This window comes from Allolucifera butyrica (genome assembly GCF_900476375.1).
GTDB classification, from domain to species: Bacteria; Bacillota; Negativicutes; order Sporomusales; family UPPP01; genus Lucifera; species Lucifera butyrica.
The window spans coordinates 40,261-60,062 of record NZ_UPPP01000076.1; the positions used below are offsets into that span (position 1 = coordinate 40,261).

21 protein-coding genes are annotated in these 19,802 nt (G+C 44.6%); 18 read left to right on the forward strand and 3 right to left on the reverse strand.

What is annotated here, in order from left to right; all coding sequences use genetic code 11:
* Nucleotides 1-24: 24 nt before the first annotated feature.
* The 13 genes from rpiB to LUCIF_RS14055 all read left to right on the forward strand — a co-directional run bounded on the left by rpiB (nt 25) and on the right by LUCIF_RS14055 (nt 11,715).
* Nucleotides 25-498, forward strand: a complete 474-nt coding sequence (gene rpiB, locus LUCIF_RS14005) for a ribose 5-phosphate isomerase B (protein WP_122628526.1) — start codon at nt 25-27, stop codon at nt 496-498.
* 344 nt (nt 499-842) lie between these two features.
* The gene (locus tag LUCIF_RS14010; RefSeq protein WP_122628505.1) at nt 843-1,625 is read left to right on the forward strand and encodes a COG4280 domain-containing protein; all 783 of its coding nucleotides are present in this window, start codon (nt 843-845) and stop codon (nt 1,623-1,625) included.
* Nucleotides 1,622-1,834 carry a hypothetical protein gene (locus LUCIF_RS14015; protein ID WP_122628506.1) on the forward strand — a complete coding sequence of 71 codons (213 nt, stop codon included), beginning with the start codon at nt 1,622-1,624 and terminating at the stop codon, nt 1,832-1,834. Before LUCIF_RS14010 ends, LUCIF_RS14015 begins: the two co-directional genes overlap by 4 nt.
* 157 nt (nt 1,835-1,991) lie before the next feature.
* Entirely contained in the window at nt 1,992-2,519 is a 528-nt protein-coding gene (locus tag LUCIF_RS14020) for a Chromate resistance protein ChrB (RefSeq protein ID WP_207857698.1), read from the forward strand.
* A gap of 200 nt (nt 2,520-2,719) precedes the next feature.
* A complete protein-coding gene (locus LUCIF_RS14025; RefSeq protein ID WP_122628508.1) occupies nt 2,720-3,787 on the forward strand; it encodes a mechanosensitive ion channel family protein in 1,068 nt (355 codons plus the stop codon).
* Between the two features lie 166 nt (nt 3,788-3,953).
* Nucleotides 3,954-4,577 carry a TetR/AcrR family transcriptional regulator gene (locus LUCIF_RS14030; RefSeq protein WP_122628509.1) on the forward strand — a complete coding sequence of 208 codons (624 nt, stop codon included), beginning with the start codon at nt 3,954-3,956 and terminating at the stop codon, nt 4,575-4,577.
* 94 nt (nt 4,578-4,671) lie between these two features.
* A complete protein-coding gene (locus LUCIF_RS14035; protein ID WP_207857699.1) occupies nt 4,672-5,706 on the forward strand; it encodes an HlyD family secretion protein in 1,035 nt (344 codons plus the stop codon).
* On the forward strand, nt 5,703-7,274 hold the full coding sequence (locus tag LUCIF_RS14040; RefSeq protein WP_122628511.1) for a DHA2 family efflux MFS transporter permease subunit: 1,572 nt from the start codon (nt 5,703-5,705) through the stop codon (nt 7,272-7,274). Before LUCIF_RS14035 ends, LUCIF_RS14040 begins: the two co-directional genes overlap by 4 nt.
* Before the next feature lie 444 nt (nt 7,275-7,718).
* Nucleotides 7,719-7,847: a hypothetical protein gene (locus LUCIF_RS27015; RefSeq protein WP_279386961.1), complete on the forward strand. Its 129-nt coding sequence runs from the start codon at nt 7,719-7,721 to the stop codon at nt 7,845-7,847.
* A gap of 293 nt (nt 7,848-8,140) precedes the next feature.
* Nucleotides 8,141-9,997 (forward strand): penicillin-binding protein 2, encoded by a 1,857-nt coding sequence (mrdA, locus tag LUCIF_RS14045; protein WP_122628512.1) that lies wholly within the window; start codon nt 8,141-8,143, stop codon nt 9,995-9,997.
* Nucleotides 9,998-10,241: 244 nt separating this feature from the next.
* The gene (locus LUCIF_RS26105) at nt 10,242-10,382 is read left to right on the forward strand and encodes a hypothetical protein (protein ID WP_165866003.1); all 141 of its coding nucleotides are present in this window, start codon (nt 10,242-10,244) and stop codon (nt 10,380-10,382) included.
* Nucleotides 10,383-10,428: 46 nt separating this feature from the next.
* Nucleotides 10,429-10,983: a GNAT family N-acetyltransferase gene (locus LUCIF_RS14050; protein WP_122628513.1), complete on the forward strand. Its 555-nt coding sequence runs from the start codon at nt 10,429-10,431 to the stop codon at nt 10,981-10,983.
* Nucleotides 10,984-11,022: 39 nt separating this feature from the next.
* Nucleotides 11,023-11,715: an aspartate/glutamate racemase family protein gene (locus LUCIF_RS14055; protein WP_122628514.1), complete on the forward strand. Its 693-nt coding sequence runs from the start codon at nt 11,023-11,025 to the stop codon at nt 11,713-11,715.
* 119 nt (nt 11,716-11,834) lie between these two features.
* On the opposite strand, the gene cynS is transcribed toward LUCIF_RS14055, so the two are convergent.
* On the reverse strand, nt 11,835-12,320 hold the full coding sequence (gene cynS / locus LUCIF_RS14060; RefSeq protein WP_122628515.1) for a cyanase: 486 nt from the start codon (nt 12,318-12,320) through the stop codon (nt 11,835-11,837).
* 143 nt (nt 12,321-12,463) lie between these two features.
* Here cynS and LUCIF_RS25830 point away from each other — a divergent pair, with 143 nt between their 5' ends.
* The 4 genes from LUCIF_RS25830 to LUCIF_RS14080 all read left to right on the forward strand — a co-directional run bounded on the left by LUCIF_RS25830 (nt 12,464) and on the right by LUCIF_RS14080 (nt 15,347).
* The gene (locus LUCIF_RS25830) at nt 12,464-13,150 is read left to right on the forward strand and encodes a tetratricopeptide repeat protein (protein ID WP_165866004.1); all 687 of its coding nucleotides are present in this window, start codon (nt 12,464-12,466) and stop codon (nt 13,148-13,150) included.
* A gap of 98 nt (nt 13,151-13,248) precedes the next feature.
* On the forward strand, nt 13,249-13,944 hold the full coding sequence (locus LUCIF_RS14070) for an ABC transporter ATP-binding protein (RefSeq protein WP_122628517.1): 696 nt from the start codon (nt 13,249-13,251) through the stop codon (nt 13,942-13,944).
* On the forward strand, nt 13,937-14,689 hold the full coding sequence (locus LUCIF_RS14075; RefSeq protein WP_122628518.1) for an ABC transporter permease: 753 nt from the start codon (nt 13,937-13,939) through the stop codon (nt 14,687-14,689). Before LUCIF_RS14070 ends, LUCIF_RS14075 begins: the two co-directional genes overlap by 8 nt.
* A 331-nt stretch (nt 14,690-15,020) precedes the next feature.
* Complete coding sequence (locus LUCIF_RS14080; RefSeq protein ID WP_122628519.1) at nt 15,021-15,347, forward strand: protease inhibitor I42 family protein; 327 nt, start codon at nt 15,021-15,023, stop codon at nt 15,345-15,347.
* A 65-nt stretch (nt 15,348-15,412) separates the two neighbouring features.
* On the opposite strand, the gene LUCIF_RS14085 is transcribed toward LUCIF_RS14080, so the two are convergent.
* Entirely contained in the window at nt 15,413-17,086 is a 1,674-nt protein-coding gene (locus LUCIF_RS14085) for a methyl-accepting chemotaxis protein (protein ID WP_122628520.1), read from the reverse strand.
* Between the two features lie 75 nt (nt 17,087-17,161).
* Nucleotides 17,162-18,154 carry a C4-dicarboxylate TRAP transporter substrate-binding protein gene (locus tag LUCIF_RS14090; RefSeq protein WP_122628521.1) on the reverse strand — a complete coding sequence of 331 codons (993 nt, stop codon included), beginning with the start codon at nt 18,152-18,154 and terminating at the stop codon, nt 17,162-17,164.
* Nucleotides 18,155-18,406: 252 nt separating this feature from the next.
* On the opposite strand from LUCIF_RS14090, the gene LUCIF_RS14095 reads away from it, so the two are divergent.
* Nucleotides 18,407-19,615, forward strand: a complete 1,209-nt coding sequence (locus LUCIF_RS14095) for an SLC13 family permease (protein WP_122628522.1) — start codon at nt 18,407-18,409, stop codon at nt 19,613-19,615.
* Nucleotides 19,616-19,802: the final 187 nt, after the last annotated feature.

Sequence of the window (19,802 nt, forward strand, 5' to 3'; positions counted from 1 at the left end):
CGGACTTTGGAAGGACTGATGGGGATGAGGATTGCTATAGGCTGCGACAATGCAGCATTCGAGCTAAAACAAGTTTTGGTAAAATACTTGCATGAGCAAGGCCATGAATGCCTGGATGTGGGCATCATTTCGACCGAGGAAGAAACGTATTATCCCATAATTGCGGAACGGGTCGCAACTCAGGTTGCAAGTCAACAAGCGGAACGGGGCGTATTGCTGTGCGGCACCGGAATTGGAATGTGCATTGCGGCCAACAAAGTTCCTGGAGTGTATGCCGCTTTGTGTCATGATGTTTATTCCGCCGAACGGGCCAGAAAAAGCAATCATGCGCAGATTATTACCATGGGTGCCCGGGTGATAGGGCCGGAACTGGCTAAGGTCATCCTGCGGGCGTGGCTGGAATCCGAATTTACCCCCGGTTCGTCATCACCCAAGGTTGATTTAGTTACAGAAATGGACAGCAAATACCGGGTCAATAACTCTCAGGGCAGCCGGTAGTTACTGAAACAGTGATAACACCCGACCTGCGCATCCCTTATCCCCAGGAAAAGCAGGCAGCCATGTTAAAACAAGTGGAGAAACTCAGTGAGCGTTATGACGTACAAAAGATTGACGGCTCCGTGTGGAATCTTATATTCCGCGTAAAGTGCTCTTTTGTCGGCGGTCTGAAACTGGCATTTCGCCAGTTTTTTTATAGGATCTGTTCTGACTCGGCAACTATGGTCTGCCGATTTCGATTGTAATAATCGTTACATTGTGTTATTATTCTAATGTAACGGTTGTTACTAATATTTATACGGAAAATAAAACAGATTATATAGGACGGGCAAAGGAGGAACAACATGATTTGGTCTGCTATTTTATCATCTTTTCTTGCTTCGTTAGTTGAATTTGTCGAGGCGCTAACAATTGTATTGGCCGTGGGCGTTACGGTCAACTGGAGAAGTAGTTTGTTCGGGGCTGGTATGGCGATGGTAACATTGGCGGCATTGGTTGCCATATTTGGTTCAACTCTGATTATCTTTATTCCGATTGGGATTCTGAGGCTTGTTATTGGAATCATACTTGTACTCTTTGGTATGCAGTGGTTAAAAAAGGCTTTGCTCCGTTACAGCGGTCTTAAGGCTATTCACGACGAAGCGGCGATTTATGAAGAGGAGATGCGGCAACTTAAAGCCATGGGAGAGGTGAACGACCGTAAGTTTAATGCTTTTGGTTTTGCCACTTCCTTTAAAAGTGTTTTGCTGGAGGGGCTGGAGGTTGCTTTTATTGTCATTACTTTTGGTGCTACGTCTGCAATCGATAAAATGCAAGGAATATGGAATGCGACAATTGGAGCTTTCCTGGCGTTTCTTGTTGTTGTCGTATTTGGCCTTATCGCGCGGGGACCACTCACCAAAATTCCGGAAAATACTTTGAAGTTTATAGTTGGAATCATGCTTGTCACTTTTGGAACCTTCTGGTCCGGGGAAGGGATGGGAATCGAATGGCCGTTTGCTGATTTGTTTTTGTTCGTATTGGCTGCCTTCTTTATTTTGCTAAGCGCTGCCATTGTGCGGTGGCTAAAATCACATGCAATAACCCAAAAGAAGTTCAACACGAATGCGGGAGGAATCGGAGCATGACTAGCATCATTCATATTTTTAAAGCTGTCTTTGATTTTTTTTGTGGTGACTGGCGAATATTCTGGGGTATAACCTTAACCCTTGTTTTTGTTGAGTTGATTGAGCAGCTTACGGTGATTACCGTTGCGGTCCCGCTTGCGGGTATTATTTATATAATCGGAATTTCTTTGAGTCTGATTGTTGCACTTAAACGGGAAATTGCTAAATAGGATTAGCAGTACTTCGCTTTGCGGGGTACTGTTTTTATAATGGCCTTGTGAGCATCGGAAACTGTACCTTGGTGATTTACAGAAATGATGATAAAATTAAAGGCATATAAAGCGGGTGCCGGAATAGAACCGGTGTTTTAACAAGGAGCAGATTTTAATGAGAAAATGGCTTGTAATGAGCTACAATTTACCAACAGAGCCGTCAAGAATAAGAGTTGCAGCGTGGAGAAGTTTGAAAAAGCAGGGTGCTGTCAATATACAGAAGTCTATGTGGGTTTTGCCGTATAGTAAGGAGAATTCTACCGCCCTATCGCTACTATCTCAAGAGCTGGAGAAGAATAATGGTGAAACGATTATAATGGAATCTATTTTTTTGGCGGAAAGATATGAGCAGAAGATAACTTCAATTTATAATAAGGCTAGAAGTCTGGAGTATGAAGAAATCATTGATAAGTGCAATGATTTCTTTGCCGAAATCGAAAATGAGACAAGCACGGAAAATCTAACTTTTGCCGAAGCAGAAGAGAATGAAGAAGAGTTAAATAAACTATTATCCTGGTTTAACAAAATAAACGTCAGAGATATTTTCGGTGCCCCACTTAGAGCGGAAACGGAAGAGGCACTGGAAAAATGTAAGAAAATCTTTGAGGAGTTCAGCGATAAAGTGTTTGATAAAGAAACATAATATACTTTCCAACCATGAGAAAGACCGCCGGAGCGGTCTTTCGGCTTATAGTGCAGGGTCGAGGCGTGGTTATAGACATTGCTAGCTTCGTAGCGGCCAGTCCGGTAACATATATGTTTATTTTTATTATAGCAGGAAAAAAAAGAGAGTTGACGAAATTATTTATTATGTAAAATAAAAAACAACCTATGGGAGGACCAATGCCTGAAGTACTTATTGAAATAGCAAACAAAATCATAAACGGCGGCTTCAAAATACATTTAGTGGTTTACATCACTAGTTTAGCGTTAGGTATTATCGTAATCCAACTGGTATTTTACAAACTGCTTAAAATATTTGCAAGAAAAACCAGCGTTTCTTATTCCCTATTGCAAGAAACATTTAGAGGAATACCCACATTGCTGGGCATTCTCATCGGCCTCTTCACTTCGATGGAAATCCTGGCGATTCCACCGCGGCCGCTGCTATTTTTGCAAAGGGTGTTCCACTCCCTGGTTATTCTGTCCCTGACCCTATTGGTCGCGCGTCTGGCTTCCGGCTATCTTAAGCAAAAGTTCGGAAAGACATCCGGAGCCTTTGCTTCCACTTCGATCTTAGTTACAACCATTGATCTAGCCGTTTATGCCATTGGCATATTGTTTTTGCTTGAATCGTTCGGAGTTGCTATTTCCCCATTGCTCACCGCTATGGGTGTTGGCGGCTTGGCTGCCGCTTTGGCCCTGCAGGATACTCTGGCAAATTTATTTTCCGGCATTAATATTTTAGTTGCCAGACAAATCAAGATTGGTGACTTTGTTAAACTATCGAGCGGCGAAGAGGGCCATGTAGTGGATATGAACTGGCGCAATACCACAATGAAAACTACAACTGAAAACATGGTAGTCGTCCCGAATCAAAAAATTGCTTCTTCTACAATTACCAATTATGCTCAGCCATTTGCTGAATGTTCTATCACCATTCCTTTAGGAGTCAGTTATGAAAGTGATTTGAATCATGTGGAAGCGGTTACTGTCGCGGTTGCAAAAGAAATTCTCCGGGAAACGGAGGGTGGCGTCAACAATTTTGAGCCGGTCGTCAGGTACGTCAGTTTCGCTGAGTCCAGCATTAACTTCAATGTGATTCTACGGGTAAAGAGCGTAACAGACCAGCATCTTATCCGCCACGAATTTATTAAGAGACTTCATAGCCGTTATCAACAGGAGAAAATCATAATTCCGTTTCCGACCAGAACGGTCAATTTGGAGCGGGTAAATACGAATTTTATTTAGTTTAAGAGCTACTCAGTTATCTTTATCATGGGATCAGAAAGAAAGAAAAATTCCCCTAGGTAGAAATTGACAAGATATTTTTGGTATGATAAACTCAATTAAAACAATCGTTTGTTTTAATTGGTGAATAGGTAGGGATTATCTTCAAAAAGAAGAGGTTGTTATTATGGAACACGATACCCGGTCAAAGCTGATTGAAATCGCAACCCAATTGTTTGCAACGAAAGGATTTGCTGCCGTGTCGGTTCGGGAGCTGACCGTGACGGCCCAGATCAATGTGGCGGCGATTTCCTATTATTTTAATGGCAAGGAGGGGCTTTACCAGGCCGTATTGACGGAACAGTTTGCGCCGATTTTGCAGGCATTGCGGTCAGCGCAATTGAATGATTCACTGTCGCCTGTCGAACGGTTGACACTCTATGCCGACCAGATTGCCCACATTCACGCCCAGCGCCCTTTTCTAGCTCGTTTCATGAACAATGAGGTAAATAATCCAACCGGTTATGGCGGTCCAATTATCGAAAAGCATTTTTCACAAGTGTATCAGTTTATGCATACAGCCTTGCGGGAAGGGATTGCCAGAGGGGATTTCCGGGAAGACCTGAATGTTACTTACGCTACGATTTCTTTAGTCGGAATTCTAAACTTTTATTTCATGGCCAGACCGCTTATTCAAAAGTTTACTTTATTTACAGAACAGACCCATACCGAATCCGAATACACGGCGCAGGCTTTTCGCATTTATTTACATGGCATTACGCAACAACCGCAGACCGGGCAAGAAAGTTAAAATGTTTCACACCGCTGGATAAGCGCCAAGAAAACAAGTGTTGTCTGATTTACTATTTAGGAAAGGTGATCTTATGAAATTATCTGCAAAATTCATGAAAATTATCCTTGTACTGCTGATCATCGCCGTCGGAGTTGGCGGTTATTATTATTTTCACCGTGCCGATGTATCGACCGACGATGCCGCCATTGACGGCCGTATCGTTGTGATAAGTCCCAAGGTGCAGGGGTATGTAAAGAAATTGAATGTTCAAGATAACCAGATCGTTAAGGCTGGTGATGTAATACTGGAAATTGATCCCACCGATTATATCAATAAGCTTAACCAGGCCAAAGCGTCGTTGGCGGCTGCCAAGGCGGCAGCCTCTGCTTCGCAAAACAACCTGAAAACAACCGCCGTTTCTGCGCCGTCCAATCTTGATTCGGCTAAGGCTCAGGTAGCTTCGGCTCAGGCAACCTGGGAAAAAGCATTTGCCGACCGGCAGCGCATGGAGAGCTTGTTTCAGGCCGGTGCTTGTTCCCGGCAAGACCTGGATCAGGCAGTTGCAACCGAAAAGTCGGACCGGTCTGCGCTGGATAAGCTGCGGGCCGATCTTCGTTCGGCCAACACGGCGCCGGATGTAATTGCCGCCGCCAAAGACACAAGCGAGCAATTACAAGCTCAGGTCAAGCAGGCGGAAGCCAATTTGGCCCAGGCAGAAGCGGACCTGGCCAATACCAAAGTGATCGCTCCGATGGATGGCCGTATTACCAAACGCAGCGTGGAAGTGGGCGACTACGTCCAGGCAGGCCAGCAACTGGCCTCACTGGTAGGAACGGATTTATGGATTGTTGCCAATTTTAAAGAAACCGAGTTGGAAAATATGCGTCCGGGTCAGCCCGTCGATATCCGTATCGACGCCTTTCCTAACGTGAAATTACACGGCAAGGTGGATAGTCTGCAAGCAGGAACCGGCTCTTATTTCTCGCTGTTTCCGGCCGAAAATGCTACCGGCAATTATGTTAAAACCGTACAGCGCATCCCCGTAAAAATTGTATTTGACAGTCCACTGCCCGCCGGTCTGCCTTTAGGACCCGGTATGTCGGTGATACCGACTGTACACACTGAAGGCGTGAGCGTAAAAATATGAAGGATACGGCTGCCAATTCAATCAATGCTAGCCCTCTTTTGGTGTCAACCGCTGTCAGTTTAGCTGCTTTTATGGAAGTGCTCGATACCACCATTGCCAATGTAGCCCTTTCGCATATTGCCGGGTCGCTTGGGGCGGGCTCCGATGAAAGTACCTGGGTTTTAACCTCTTATCTTGTATCCAACGGGATTGTTTTGCCGCTGTCCGGCTGGCTATCCGCCCTCATGGGACGTAAAAATTTTTTTATTGCCTGTATTCTGGGTTTTACGTTTACGTCGTTTATGTGTGGTATTTCCACATCCTTGCCAATGCTGATTGTATTTCGATTGTTACAGGGGCTGGCAGGCGGCGGCCTGCAGCCAAGCCAGCAGGCCATCATCAAAGATAGTTTTCCTCCGGAGAAACTGGGAATGGCATTTGCAATTACCGGGATAACAACCGTATTGGCGCCCATACTGGGACCGACTCTGGGCGGCTATATCACCGATAATTTTAGCTGGCGCTGGATTTTCTTTATGAACGTGCCGGTTGGCCTGTTGGCGGCGTTTCTGGTCGAGGTTTTGGTTCAGGATCCGCCCAGTGCGCGAAAACAAAATGTCGGTTCTATTGATTATATCGGTCTTAGTCTGATTGCTCTCGGTCTGGGAGCACTGCAAATTGTTTTGGATAAAGGGCAGCAGGAAGACTGGTTTAGCAGCTCCTTTATCATAACGTTTAGCTGTGTTTCCTTCGTAGCGTTGCTTTTTGCGGTCTTTTGGCTGTTAGAGCAAAAGAACCCGGTAGTTGACCTGAGGCTCTTTAAGATTCCCAGTTTTGGTATGCCGTGCGTTATGATTTTCTTTGTCGGTTTTGCCCTTTATGCGAGCGCTACCCTATTGCCCATGCTGGTCCAGTCGGATTTTGGCTATGATGCGACCCTGTCCGGATTAGTGCTTTCACCGGGCGGGATTGTGACTCTACTGATGATGCCTATCGCCGGCCGGCTCGTTAATACCATTCAGGCAAAGTATCTAATTTCTTTTGGTATGTTGATGACTGCCTTGGGCTTGTGGGCAACCGGGCTTGTGACACCGCAGACAGATTACAGCACCTTTGTTCTCGTCCGGTGCTTGCAGGTAATTGGTCTTCCTTTTCTGTTTGTTCCGGCCAGTACACTGGCTTTTTCCAAAATTTCCGCCCAAGACAGCAGCAATGCCTCGGCGGTTATTTCCCTTATGCGGAATCTGGGGGGAAGCATTGGCATCTCCCTTGTGACTAACCGGCTCGTGCACAGCCAGCAAATTGAGCAGGTTTATCTGGTCCAGCATTTGACCGCGGCGGATGCCGGCTATCGCAGCGCTCTGGCAAGTCTTACCCAGGCCATTACCAATATGGGGGTGCCGTCATCCCTGGCATCAACAAAAGCTATGGGACAGATTTATCAGGGACTGGTCCAGCAGGCCAGTATTCTTGCTTACCGGGATGCTTTCAATTTTATCGCTGCCATGTTACTTGTTTTAGGTGTGGTAGCCTTGTTTATGCCCAACAATGAACTGCATAAAAAAGGGGTAACGGTTGCCTCGCATTAGTAGCGGACGGGTGGAATTATTCGGAGTTAAAAAAACGCAGCAACGGTTTTTTTTGCGCAGTAACCGATTGAATTCCTCTTTCATAGGATGTATAGAGTATTTATGAAGGAGGAATTCGCATGGGCTTTGGTGGTCGCGGTTTTGGCGGCGGCATTGGGATTATTATTATTATAATCATTTTGCTGCTGTTCTTCTGTTGCTTTGACAATAACGACTTTTCCTCAAGCAGCTCTTCAATTTGTTAGCCTAAATAATAAACCTACCGCATCTTGAACATATTTTTATAGCCCTCACTATGGTGAGGGTTTATTTTTTGTATGTTATATTACATAGTATGGTGGCATCAGGAATCAGTGAATGGATAAGGGACGGCATTTACAAATCGGACATTGAGATGTAAGATAATTACAGTAAAATATTTCCATGGAAAAGGCGGTTATTCGCATGAACGTAAGGATGGCTATTTGTCTTATTTGCGGGGAAAATAAGCCGTGTATTATAAATATGGAGGAAGAAGCCACTTACGAGATTGCAATATGTCCGGAGTGCCTTGGAATCGAGCTGGAAGAATAGATGGTTTTCTAATACTCCTGTCTAATTCTGTATGAATTGGGCAGGAGTTTTTCTGTTTGCGGGGAAAGGCCGGAAGATGGATATTGGTAACAATTTCCTAAAGGCAAAGTGAATAATATGTCGTATTATCTTAACATACGCATTTGTGTGTTTATGTTTATGTAGCGGCAACGGAAACCATTCATGCGGCTATCGCTGCTAACATAGTATGAAAGATAAGACCCTTGGGGTCTTTCTTGTTCCTTTGAGCCGGTTTGCATAAATATAATAGAGTTAGGAAGAAGGTTGGCGCTATGGGCAAGGATTCCAATCCAAGACTAAGTGTCTTGTTTTACACAGTTTTATTAATATTTGTCCTGCTCATGAGCCGGTTAGGTTTTTTGCAGATAATTCATGGGGCGGATTACAGGCTTAGAGCTGATAATAACTGTATCCGATTACTGCCCCTTACAGCTCCCCGGGGATTTTTTTATGACCGTAACATGGTGCCGCTGGTTACCAACCAGCCGGGATTTACCGTGTCCTTGATGCCTATATCCGGCCCAATACCGGACGGCGTTATTAATCGTCTGGCCGGTTATCTGGAGATGAAACCGGATGTGATACGGAAGAAAATTAAACAAGCCAATCCGCTTGAACCGATTCGAATAAAAAGTAATGTCGATGTGAAGATTGTCTCGAAAATTGAAGAACATCGCAGTGAATTACCCGGCGTTATACTGGAAGTTCAGGCGGTGCGGAACTATACTTATCACGACTTGGCAGCCCACCTTTTCGGGTATGTTGGCGAGATCAGTGAAAGTGAACTCAAAAAAATGAAGCCGGAAGGCTATAAGGAGAATGACATCGTCGGCAAGTTTGGTCTCGAACGGGTATGGGACAAGGAACTCCGCGGTATCGACGGCGGCACGGAGGAAGAAGTCGACGCCGACGGCCGGCCGGTAAAAATGTTAGCCACCAAGACGCCGACATTAGGCAATAGCCTGGTGCTGACTATTGATTCCAAAATCCAGAAGGTTGCTGAAAAAGCGATGGATGAACAATTGGTTTATTTGCAGAAACAGCTGGGAAATACCGATGCCAAAGCCGGCGCCGTCGTAGCAATGAACCCGCAAACAGGCGAGATATTGGCGATGACGAGCCGTCCGACCTTTGACCCCAATTTGTTTAATGGCGGTATTTCAGAAAAAAACTGGAAAAAGATCAATGATAATCCTCATGATCCCATGGAAGACCGGGTTATAGCGGGAGAATACCCGCCCGGCTCCACTTTTAAGATTGTTACCAGCACGGCGGCCTTGGAACTGGGAAAAATAACCCCGGAGGAAAAGATTTTTGACAGCGGTCATTACATGGGAAAACAAAATGCCCTGGGGGAATCCTTAGGCTGGCTTGACTTTGTAACAGCCTTGGCCAAATCGGATGACGTGTATTTTTATAAAGTCGGCGAGCGCGTAGGTATCGACAATTTAGCGAAATATGCCCGGTTGTTCGGACTGGGATCTCATACCGGCATAAATCTCGGGGGAGAGGCATCCGGATTGGTTGCCAGCCGGGAATATAAGGAGAAAGTCTATCACGAACCCTGGTATTTGTCGGAAACCTTAGACGCCGCCATTGGTCAGGGATTTAACCTGATAACGCCGCTGCAGGAAGCGATGATTTATAGCGAAATAGCCAATGGCGGTATTCGCTATCGTCCTTATGTGGTAAGCAAAATACTTTCGCCGGAGGGTAAGGTCGTCAAATCGTTCGGGCCGGAAGAAATGGGCCGGGTGCAAATTTCTCCACGCAATCTTGGCCTGATCCGCAAGGGTTTGCATGACGTTGCGTTGCCGGGAGGAACCGCCGGCTATGTTTTTCAGGGCTTTCCCATTCCCATCGCCGGCAAGACCGGAACGGCGCAAAATCCGCAAGGCGACGACACCGGCTTGTTTGTTTGTTATGCCCCGTACGACCATCCGACAATCGTAGTGGCCGTCATCATAGAGCATGGCGGATTTGGCAGCGACTCGGCAGCGCCGATTGCCAGAAGGATACTGGAAGCATACTTCAACATTCCGCATCAAAAAGATGCTGCGGATTATTTCGCAGAATCGGAGGCAGCGAAAAACGGTACGAAACAGGACCAGAAGAGTACCGGCAATTAAGTTTCAATAAAGTTTAAACTAAAAAAACTGATGCTTAACAACCGGCATCAGTTTTTTTGTATTTTTAGAGATAGAAACAGGTTGCAGCTTGTTCATACTAAATATCATTTGATATCCTTTTATTCTTTGAATTGAGCGGAATTTTGGCAACGATTGATTAGCAACATTGGTAACCTGTGGTATAATTGGTTTAACTATTGAGCAACAACGGAATTTATTCTTAAAAAGAATGAGGAGAAGAACAATGAAATCGATTAACTACCGGGAAATAGCAACCGAGAAAATCGATTTAATAAAGCCCCTCTGGGAACAGTTGAATTGTCATCACGCGAAACTTTCAGCTGATTTTAGCGGCGCATTTCAGGCAGGAACGTTTAAATTTTGATGCGAGCCTGATTGCCTTCCTGAGTTTTTGTGAATGGGGGGAGCAAATGACTAGGCAGTATAAGCTGCGAAATAGTAAAACCTTAATTGTACGGCAAGGTCGTCCGGCTGACGCAGAAGGCTTTATCGACTATGCTAACCAGGTTGCCGGAGAGAGTGACTTTCTCACGTTTAACGCGGGAGAATTTGACGAAAGTGTGGAATTTCAGCGTATGATCATCGAAGAGCTGAATGATAAAACATATGGATTATTTCTAATTGCTGAAATGGATGGGGAAGTTGCCGGGAACCTGACGTTTAGACTTGGCATGAGAACCAAGGTATCTCACGCCGGAGAGTTTGGCCTTACGGTTAAAAAACAGTACTGGAACCTGGGAATCGGGCGAATTCTTATTCAGACCCTGATTGACTGGGCCCATGATTCCGGCAATGTCCGGAAAATCAATCTTAAAGTTCGCGAAGATAATTGGCGGGGAATTGCATTATATAAGAAATTGGGCTTTTCCCAGGAAGGAATATTAAAGAGGGAATTTTATAGCAAGGGAGTATTTTTTGATGCATTGGCCATGGGCCTGTGTATCGACCTGGAAAAGAATGATTAAGAATTGGATTCCAATTTTGGAAATCGAAGGGGAGAGAGTATGAAAACCATTGGTTTGATCGGAGGATTGAGCTGGGAGTCGTCGGCTGTCTATTATCGCCTAATCAATGAGCTGGTTAGAGATAAATTGGGTGGTGCCCATTCAGCGAAAAGCATTATGGTTTCTGTTGATTTCGCGGAGTTTGAGCAACTGCAGCATCGAGGGGACTGGGACAAACTGACTCAATTAATGATTACTGCCGGGATGAGGCTAAAAAACGGCGGGGCGGATTTTATAGTCATCTGTACAAATACGATGCACAAAATGGCCGATGCGGTGGAGCGACAAACAGGGCTTCCTTTATTGCATATTGCGGATGCCGCTGCGGAGGAAGTGAAGAAAAAAGGGCTGCGTAAAGTGGCCTTGCTGGGAACCCAATTTACCATGGAACAAGAGTTTTATAAAGGCCGGCTAGCCGAAAAACACGGCATTGAAGTTATTATACCGGAACAATCTGAGCGTGAATTGGTTCATGCTGTTATTTATCACGAATTAGTATTGGGTAAAATAGTAGAATCATCCCGGAAAGAGTTCGTGAAAATCATTGAACATCTTGAGACTCGCGGCGCAGAAGGGATTATACTGGGGTGTACGGAAATTCCGCTGCTCGTTAGCCAAAAAGACAGTCCTATACCGATTTTCGATACGACTCAAATCCATGCTGCCGCTGCTGTTGAATTTTCATTACGATAACCGAAAGTCCTAACCAAATAGGCGGTAATTCCCAATAAAGAATAAAGGGGTTGTTGGCCGGTAAAAGGCACCTTACGCGAAGGGTAAGGTGCCTTTTTTCGGGAATGCCGGGATGGCTGCTACCATGGATATTTACCCTTACAGCTGTAAGGTAAGAATTTCCCGTTAAAGGTAATAACAACACGATCCCCCTTTGGGTCCTCAACCTTCTCTACATCAACAGAGAAATCAATAGCACTCATTATCCCATTGCCATCGCCGAATTTTTCATGTATTATAGCTTTAATTGCGGGTCCGTATGTATCAAAGACTTCATGCAGACGATAGAGAATAGGATCTACATTTCCCTTATAAGGGTGTTCCTGCAGCACTCTTACGTCAGCTATAGATAATCCCAGTATCGTGGCAAGTTTTTCGGTATAATCGGCGGGTACAAATTGTTGTCCTTTAAAAGTACTGGCGAGCCATACCTTGCTTACTTCCAGTTTTTTGGCTATTTCTTCATAACTAAGCCCCTTTTCTAATCGTGCCTTTTCTAATACCGCAAGAGCTTTTTCCCGATAATCCCATAGATAGTCCCGATTGTTTACCGGTGTTGCCGACATAGTAAAAGCCTCCTTACGATTGTTCCTTTTGATTGATCCTGGTTTTATAAAAAGAGTATCACACATATTGGATTATAAGTAAATTATTTGTAAATATATTGCGTGAAAAATATTGTGGAATGTTGATATAATAATTTTTGGAGGTGGTTACCATTAAGTTTATTCTTTTCTATATCCTTTTCAGGCTATTCTTCGCCAATCCACTCGCTGCGATTGTCTTTATATTCATTGCTTATGCCGTTATCGACCGGTGGTATATTGGGGCTTTGCCGGATTTCATCAGACCGCTAAGCCTTTGGCGAAAAAAAATAAAACTAAAAAGGGAACTTGAGTTTAGCCCTTCTCCAGGCCAAACTCTATATGAACTAGGCGCTCTGCAAGTGGAAAGCGGCAGTATGGAAGCAGGCCGGCGAAACTTGGAAAAAGCGCACGACTTAATACCCGGGCATCCTGACATCGAATATTATTTGGGCGTAGCCCGTATCAAAACGGGGGCATTAGAACTTGGAAAAGAAGCGCTGGAAAATGCCCTGGAATTAAATCCGAAGGTCAAATACGGATTTCCTTACGTCTATTTAATTGAATATGGCGTGAAAAGAAAAGAAGCCAGGGAGCAAATTGACACCTATATGGAAAAAATATTTGAATACGGCAATCCTAGAATGTACTATGAAGTGGGTGTCATTTTTCAGCAGGCGGGCTATAAGAAAGAAGCCGGAGAAATGTTCCGGCAAGTGCAGGTGAGTTTTAGAAGCAGTCCGTCATTTTTAAGAAAACAGCAGCGTTATTATGCCATCATGGCAAAGATCAGGGCGATCTGGCAGGGATGATGCATAAAGGGTAGTCTATGGTCAATGTATTTTAAATGAAGATTATCCATATGAAATATGGATAATCGGAGTGATCTAAGAATTGTGGGGGGAAAAGGTTGGAATTGATTTGGTGTGACAAGATTAGATTAACCAAGAATGGGCAGGATCTTTTGCAGCATGTTTCGTTCACTGTTGAACAGGGTGAATTTGTCGGCATTGCCGGACCCTCCGGTTCCGGCAAAACTTCTCTCCTCCGGATTATGAACCTTTTGCATAGTCCCACGGAGGGAATCGTTATGTACAAAGGCAAGAACATTACGAGCTACGACCCCGTACAACTGCGCCGTGAAGTCGGCTATGTGCTGCAGAAACCGTATTTGTTCGAAGGCACGGTACGGGACAATCTTGAATATCCCTATCTGATCTGGAAGCAAAAACCCGATGAGGAAGAAATTACTGCCTATCTGGAAAGGGTTAACCTGACGGCCGGCATTCTGAAAAAACGTGGCAGTGAACTATCGGGCGGCGAACAGCAGCGGGTCGCGTTTGTCAGGTCTTTGCTGGCAAAACCGGAAGTATTGTTACTGGATGAGATCTCGGCGGCGCTGGACGAAGAAAACACGTTGGTTTTGGAACAGCTTATCCGGACGGAACACGAGGACAGGAATACCACGGTACTCTTTGTTTCTCATAATACCGGTCAGCTTCGTCGTTTAGCCCGGAAGATAATCTATATTGAAAAAGGACAGGTAATTTTTAGTGGCCCAGCCGAAGAGTTTTTCCAAATCCGGGGAGGATTGAAAAATGAATAGTATAAGTTTGGTGTTAACGTTCAGTCTCGTAGCCGTGGCCTTGGTAATCTCTTATAAGGAAAGGATCGGCCTGGAAAAGGATATTATTGTAGGCAGTATCCGGGCCGTAATTCAACTTACGGTTATCGGGCTAGTCCTTAAGTTTGTGTTTCATTTGAATAGTACACTGTTAACCAGCATGATCTTACTTGTTATGGTCTATAATGCCGCAGCGGTAGCGGCGAAAAGAGGGGCAGGCATCGGCCACGTAAGGGTTATTTCGTTCGCCTCGATTCTGGTTGGTCTGACAATCACACTAGGAGGACTCATCTCGTTTCAGGCCATATCTTACCGGCCCAGTGAAGTTATACCGGTCAGCGGTATGGTAGTTGGTAACTCGATGGTGGCATTAGGACTGCTGTATAGGAATCTTTTAGCCAGTTTTTCCGATCGCCGGGAAGAAGTGGAGGTAAAATTGTGTTTAGGAGCAACGCCGCGTGAAGCTGCCAGGAATCTGATCCGTAATAGCATTAAGACGGCGATGGTACCCACAATTGATTCTATGAAAACCCTTGGAATTGTGCAGCTTCCCGGTATGATGACCGGTTTGATTCTGGCAGGTACAGCCCCGGAGGTGGCCATTAAGTATCAGATTATGGTCGCATTTATGCTCACGGGAGCCGTGACCATTGCAGCATTTGTTGCCAGCTATTGGGCCTACCGGAGTTTCTTTAACAGCAGGGCGCAACTCGTTAATGAACAATGACATTGACCCGATTCATATATTCTGTTTACCTACAATTTACATTTCTATAACATACTATCCAATGTATTATTGTATAATTAAGACAAACCTGATTAATCTCCTTCGGTGTAACCCAAATAACATCCTCTTTGAGACTCCCCGGTGGACAGGGGGTCTTCTTTTTTGCTGTATTTAGAAAAATACTTGCTAGTTGAGCAGGCACAAAAATACTGGTATTTAATATACTTATAAGTAGAAAATTAGTACAAAGGAGTGTTCCATATATGGGAAAACAATTCAACCGTCTGAAGCAAAAAGCAGTAGTTTGTGACGGAAAAGACGGGGACTATTTATGAAACTTATTGATGTTTTCGAGAGTGATTATGGTCAAATAATTATTTTGCCGATGGATGCAACTCTAAGGGTATTCCTGGAAGAAAAACCATCAACGGGATATCGTTGGCAAGTGGAAGGCCGGAGTAACTGCCTTAAAATGGTTTCCCATGAATTTCTGGCGAAAAGTGACCCTGCGATTGGGGCGGGAGGAACCGCTGTTTTTTACTTCAAACCGGTCAAACCCGGGTATTGCTCGCTTTCTCTAAAGCTCTGGCGCTCGTGGGAAGGAGATAAATCGATTATAAAACAGTTTCAAATCGCGGTATCTGTGATAAGCGGGTGAAGTATGAACAGGAAAAGGGCCTGTTTGACGATACGTTGGTTGGAATTCTGCCCATTTTTTTTGCTCTATAATTTAAATTTGCTAACCGCTTCCTGCAAGTTTTGGGAGAGCTTGGCAAGGGATTCGCTCGAGGAAGCGACCTCTTCGATTGAGGCTGTTTGCTCTTCGCTAGCCGCTGAAACCGACTGAGTCTGACCGGCGATTTCTTTGCTAACCTGATCAATGTCCTGGATAGAGGAGACGATCTGCTGGCTACCATTGGCCATTTGACCAATGGCTGTTGAGATTTCTCCCACCTTGCCGACTACTTCTTCGATAGCAGTAATAATTTCGTTAAAGGATTGGCCAGCGGCATTGAACACTTCTGTTCCCACCGCAACTTCCCGGGTTCCCTGCTGCATAGAGGCAACCGCCAGATTGGTTTCGCGCTGAATTTCGCTGACCAGGGCAGTAATTTTTCCGGCAGCCTCCTGAGATTGCTCGGCCAATTTGCGGACTTCTTCGGCGACTACAGCGAAGCCACGGCCCTGTTCACCAGCCCGGGCTGCCTCGATCGCAGCGTTGAGGGCCAATAGATTGGTCTGTCCGGCAATGCCGGCGATCGTATCGATAATTTGACCAATTTCCTGCGAACTTTCGCCGAGCCTGGCGATAACGGCCGCCGAACTGGTTACGGTGCGCTCAATGTTGGCCATTTGAGCTACCGCGGTTTCAATGGAATGTCCGCCACTTTTAGCGATATCGCTAGTCCGTCCGGTTGCTTCGCTGACCGTACGGGCATTGAACGCAATTTGCCGGACACCGGCCGACATTTCTTCGACAACGGCCGTAGCCGAGTCAACAGTGCTTACCTGCTTTTCGGCTCCGTCGGCTACTTCACTGACCGAAGCGGTTACCTGACTGATGACTTGAGCCGATTGCTCGGCGGTAGCAGTCAGTTCTTCGGCTGAGGCGGCTAATTGGTCAGATATGTCTACAACCTGACGGATGAGGCTGCGTAAGTTTTCGCCGGCTACAGCAAGGCTGCCGAGGAGGATGCTCATTTCATCCTTGCCAGTGACTTGCAGGTGTTGGGTAAAGTCCCCTTTGGCCATTCTGGCGGCAAAGTCCGTGCCCTTACGGAGAGCGGCAGTAATGCCACGTACGGTATAGAAACTAACAGCGAGGGCGAGGCAGAGGCCGACGAGCAGGGCAATGGCTATTACCGTTTTGAGAAAGCCGGTCATGTATCCAAGACGGGAGTTAACATCCCGGACTTCCAGATTTTTTTCATCTACATACCGCCCGATGGCAGCAATCAAAATGGCATTGTCCGCCGCGATTTTCCTGTTAAGGTACTTTTTGGCGGCATCCCGTTGGTTGTTTTGTACTAACTTAATAAAATTGGGAAGGTGCTCGCGGAGAATGGATGCGGCATCATTCACTTCTTGCAAACGCTGAGGGGTTTTCTCGTTATCGTTGAGATATTTGAGGGCAGAGTTGGCCAACTCGGTGGACATGTCCAGGTCAGTCTTGTACTGCTGATAGCCGGTAATTAGGTATCCACGGCTGGCAGCTGCCTGATTGACAGTGTTGATGATCATCTTCTGGCCTTGATCCTTCATAGCCATTTCGTAATGAATTAAACGGTCCTGAATGGCGGCGATCCGGGATAGTTGCCAGAAGGAAAAGCCGACAATGATGACCATGATAAGGATAATAACAGCAAAACCGCAGTAGATTTTGGTACTGATTTTCATATCAAAAAAACCTCCCGAATAAAGTCGAACCCGCCAAGATATGGGGTGTTTTCTTTTTCCTTATGCTATTAGGCACTATTTTTTGCCCAATACGTCGTTGACTTGCTTACGCAAGTCGAGCAGATTATTCTTTTCATAGACAAGTTCGGTTGCTTTTTTAAAGGGAGCAATATCAACTTCGGTGATTACCACACCCGAGGCCTTTAACTTGGCTTCATAATCACTCAGACTTTCAATTGTTTTCTTGGAAGCAAAATCACCGGCCTTAATCGCTTCTTCCAGCAGGATTGTCTGATATTCCTCAGGCAGCGAAGCAAACCATTTTTCACCTGTTACCAATCCGGTCATCAATTGGAAGTGCCCGGTCTTAGCGATGTATTTGATACCTTTTTGCAGATTTGCCCCATAGGTGGCCGGATACTGGGCTTCCGCTCCATCAATTTTTTTTTGCTGCAAACCGGAAAGTACTTTGTTCCAGTCCAGGTTTACCGGCTTGGCTCCCAGGGCCGAAACGGTGTCCTGCCAAATCGGTGAGCCTGTCGTACGAATACGCAGACCCGTCAAATCCGCCGGAACCTTAACCGGTACGTTGGTTAAGAAATGCCGATCTCCTTGATACCAGTTAAAGGAAAGAACCCTGTAGCCATGGTCCTGTAACTTGTACAACCAGGCCTGAAAAAGTTTGCTCATTGCCAGTTTGCGGGTCTGTTCATAATTGTCGGTAATATATGGGGCTCCTAGAATTCCAATTTCCGGTACTATCTGCGCCAGTCTGCCTGAGTCAGTAATTACCGCGACATTAGCACCCTTTTGGGCCTGTTGCTCAAGACTTTCTGTGGAACCTAGCTGCGAATTCGGGTAAACCTCAATTTTTACTTTGCCATTTGTACGGGCTTCAACATTTTTCTTGAATTCCAATGCCCCCAGGTACATCGGGTCCTGCTCGTCCACAACCATGCCGATCTTCAGTGTATAAGTCTTGCCGTCAGTTACCTTTTCTGAGCCGCAGCCGCTGAGGAGGCTTGCAGCCAAAGTCAGAAAAAGCAAACAATAAAAAAACTTTTTCATTTCAATTTTCCTCCATATTGCCATATACTACCATGCTAGCATGGTAGTATATGGATGTCAACATATTATGGGGAATTTTGACAAAATTCGATCTACCTAGTCTTGGAAATCTTAATAGATTTTACCCATTTTAAATTTAGCTGAAAAGAGGGAGCTAAGTGCTATAATATTATAGCTAAATAGTTTTTATATATTGGGTTTTAGGCATTTTATTGAAAAATAAACTAAGTTGAAATGAGGATTTATTTTATTATGTGGCAGGCAGGATTGCTATTAACATTTGTTCTTATTATCTTCTCTTTAGGTAAAAGCCCGGTATTCCGGGTTGACCGGGCAGGAGCGGCAATCATTGCTGCTGCCTTGATGGTAGACTTTGGGGTGCTAACATTTGATCAGGCGATCGCTTCCATCGACTTTAGGACGATTGTTATTCTATTCTTTATGATGATTGTGCTTGCAAACCTCAAAGTTGCCGGCTTTTTTGAGCTAATTGGTTCTTATGTATTGAGAAATGTGGCTACGAAGAAGGGACTGCTTCTCGCAGTCATCTTCTCCAGCGGAATTCTGTCCGCCTTATGTATAAACGACATTGTTTGTCTTTTATTTACTCCGATCGTTTTACTTGTTTGTCGCCAGACGCGCTGTAATCCTATACCGTATTTGCTTGGTGTGGCGATAGCCTCTAATGTCGGAAGTGCTGCGACCTTTCTCGGCAATCCGCAGAATATATTAATAGCTAGTTTATCAGGAGTGTCATTCACTTCCTACTTTTTTACCGCCTTGCCTATATCTTTTATTGGCTTGTTTATTAGTTATTTTGTTATTGCTTATTTTTATGACCAGGACTTGAGAGGAAATGTGCAAAAGGTGGAACCTTCAAAAGTGTTCTTTCATAAATACATTGTCATTAAAAGTTTAGTGGTTCTCGTATTTGTTATTTTGGTCTATATCGCTGGAAAGGATTTGGCAATTACATCAAGCTTGGGTGCGGCACTTCTATTAGTGACCCGGCGGGTACAACCCAATAAAATTTATACCAGCATTGATTTTAATTTACTTGTGATTTTTGTTGGCCTGTTTATTATAATTGGCGGTGTGAAACATAGCGGATTAATGGATTTGCTGGTTCAGCAAACAACAAACTTTATTGATTTGCAAAATAAAACGGTATTTGCCCTATTTACGATTGGGTTATCTAATATCGTAAGCAATGTCCCGGCAGTAATGTTATTAAAGTTTTTTCTGCCGTCAACCGAAACTGTAATGTGGTGGAAAGCGTTAGCCTTATTTTCGACATTTGCGGGTAACTTAACTATTACCGGGTCCATTGCTAACTTGATTGTTGTTGAAATTGCCAAACGGCAAAACATTCATATTGGTTTTTGGGACTATCTTAAAGTAGGATTGCCGACTACTCTCATTACTTCCTTATTAGGATTGTTTATTTTAAATTACGTTTAAGAATTTCAATTGCCAACCTTTGATAAGGTTTTACCAAGTTCACCACGGGTTATTGTTATTGGGTTTTTCTCATTTGAAAAACATACTGTTTTTTGAACATTTTTATAATAGATAATATTTATAATTTAACTAATTGTATATTTTACTAGAATACTCTTTTAAATTGACAATGATTATCAATAGGAAT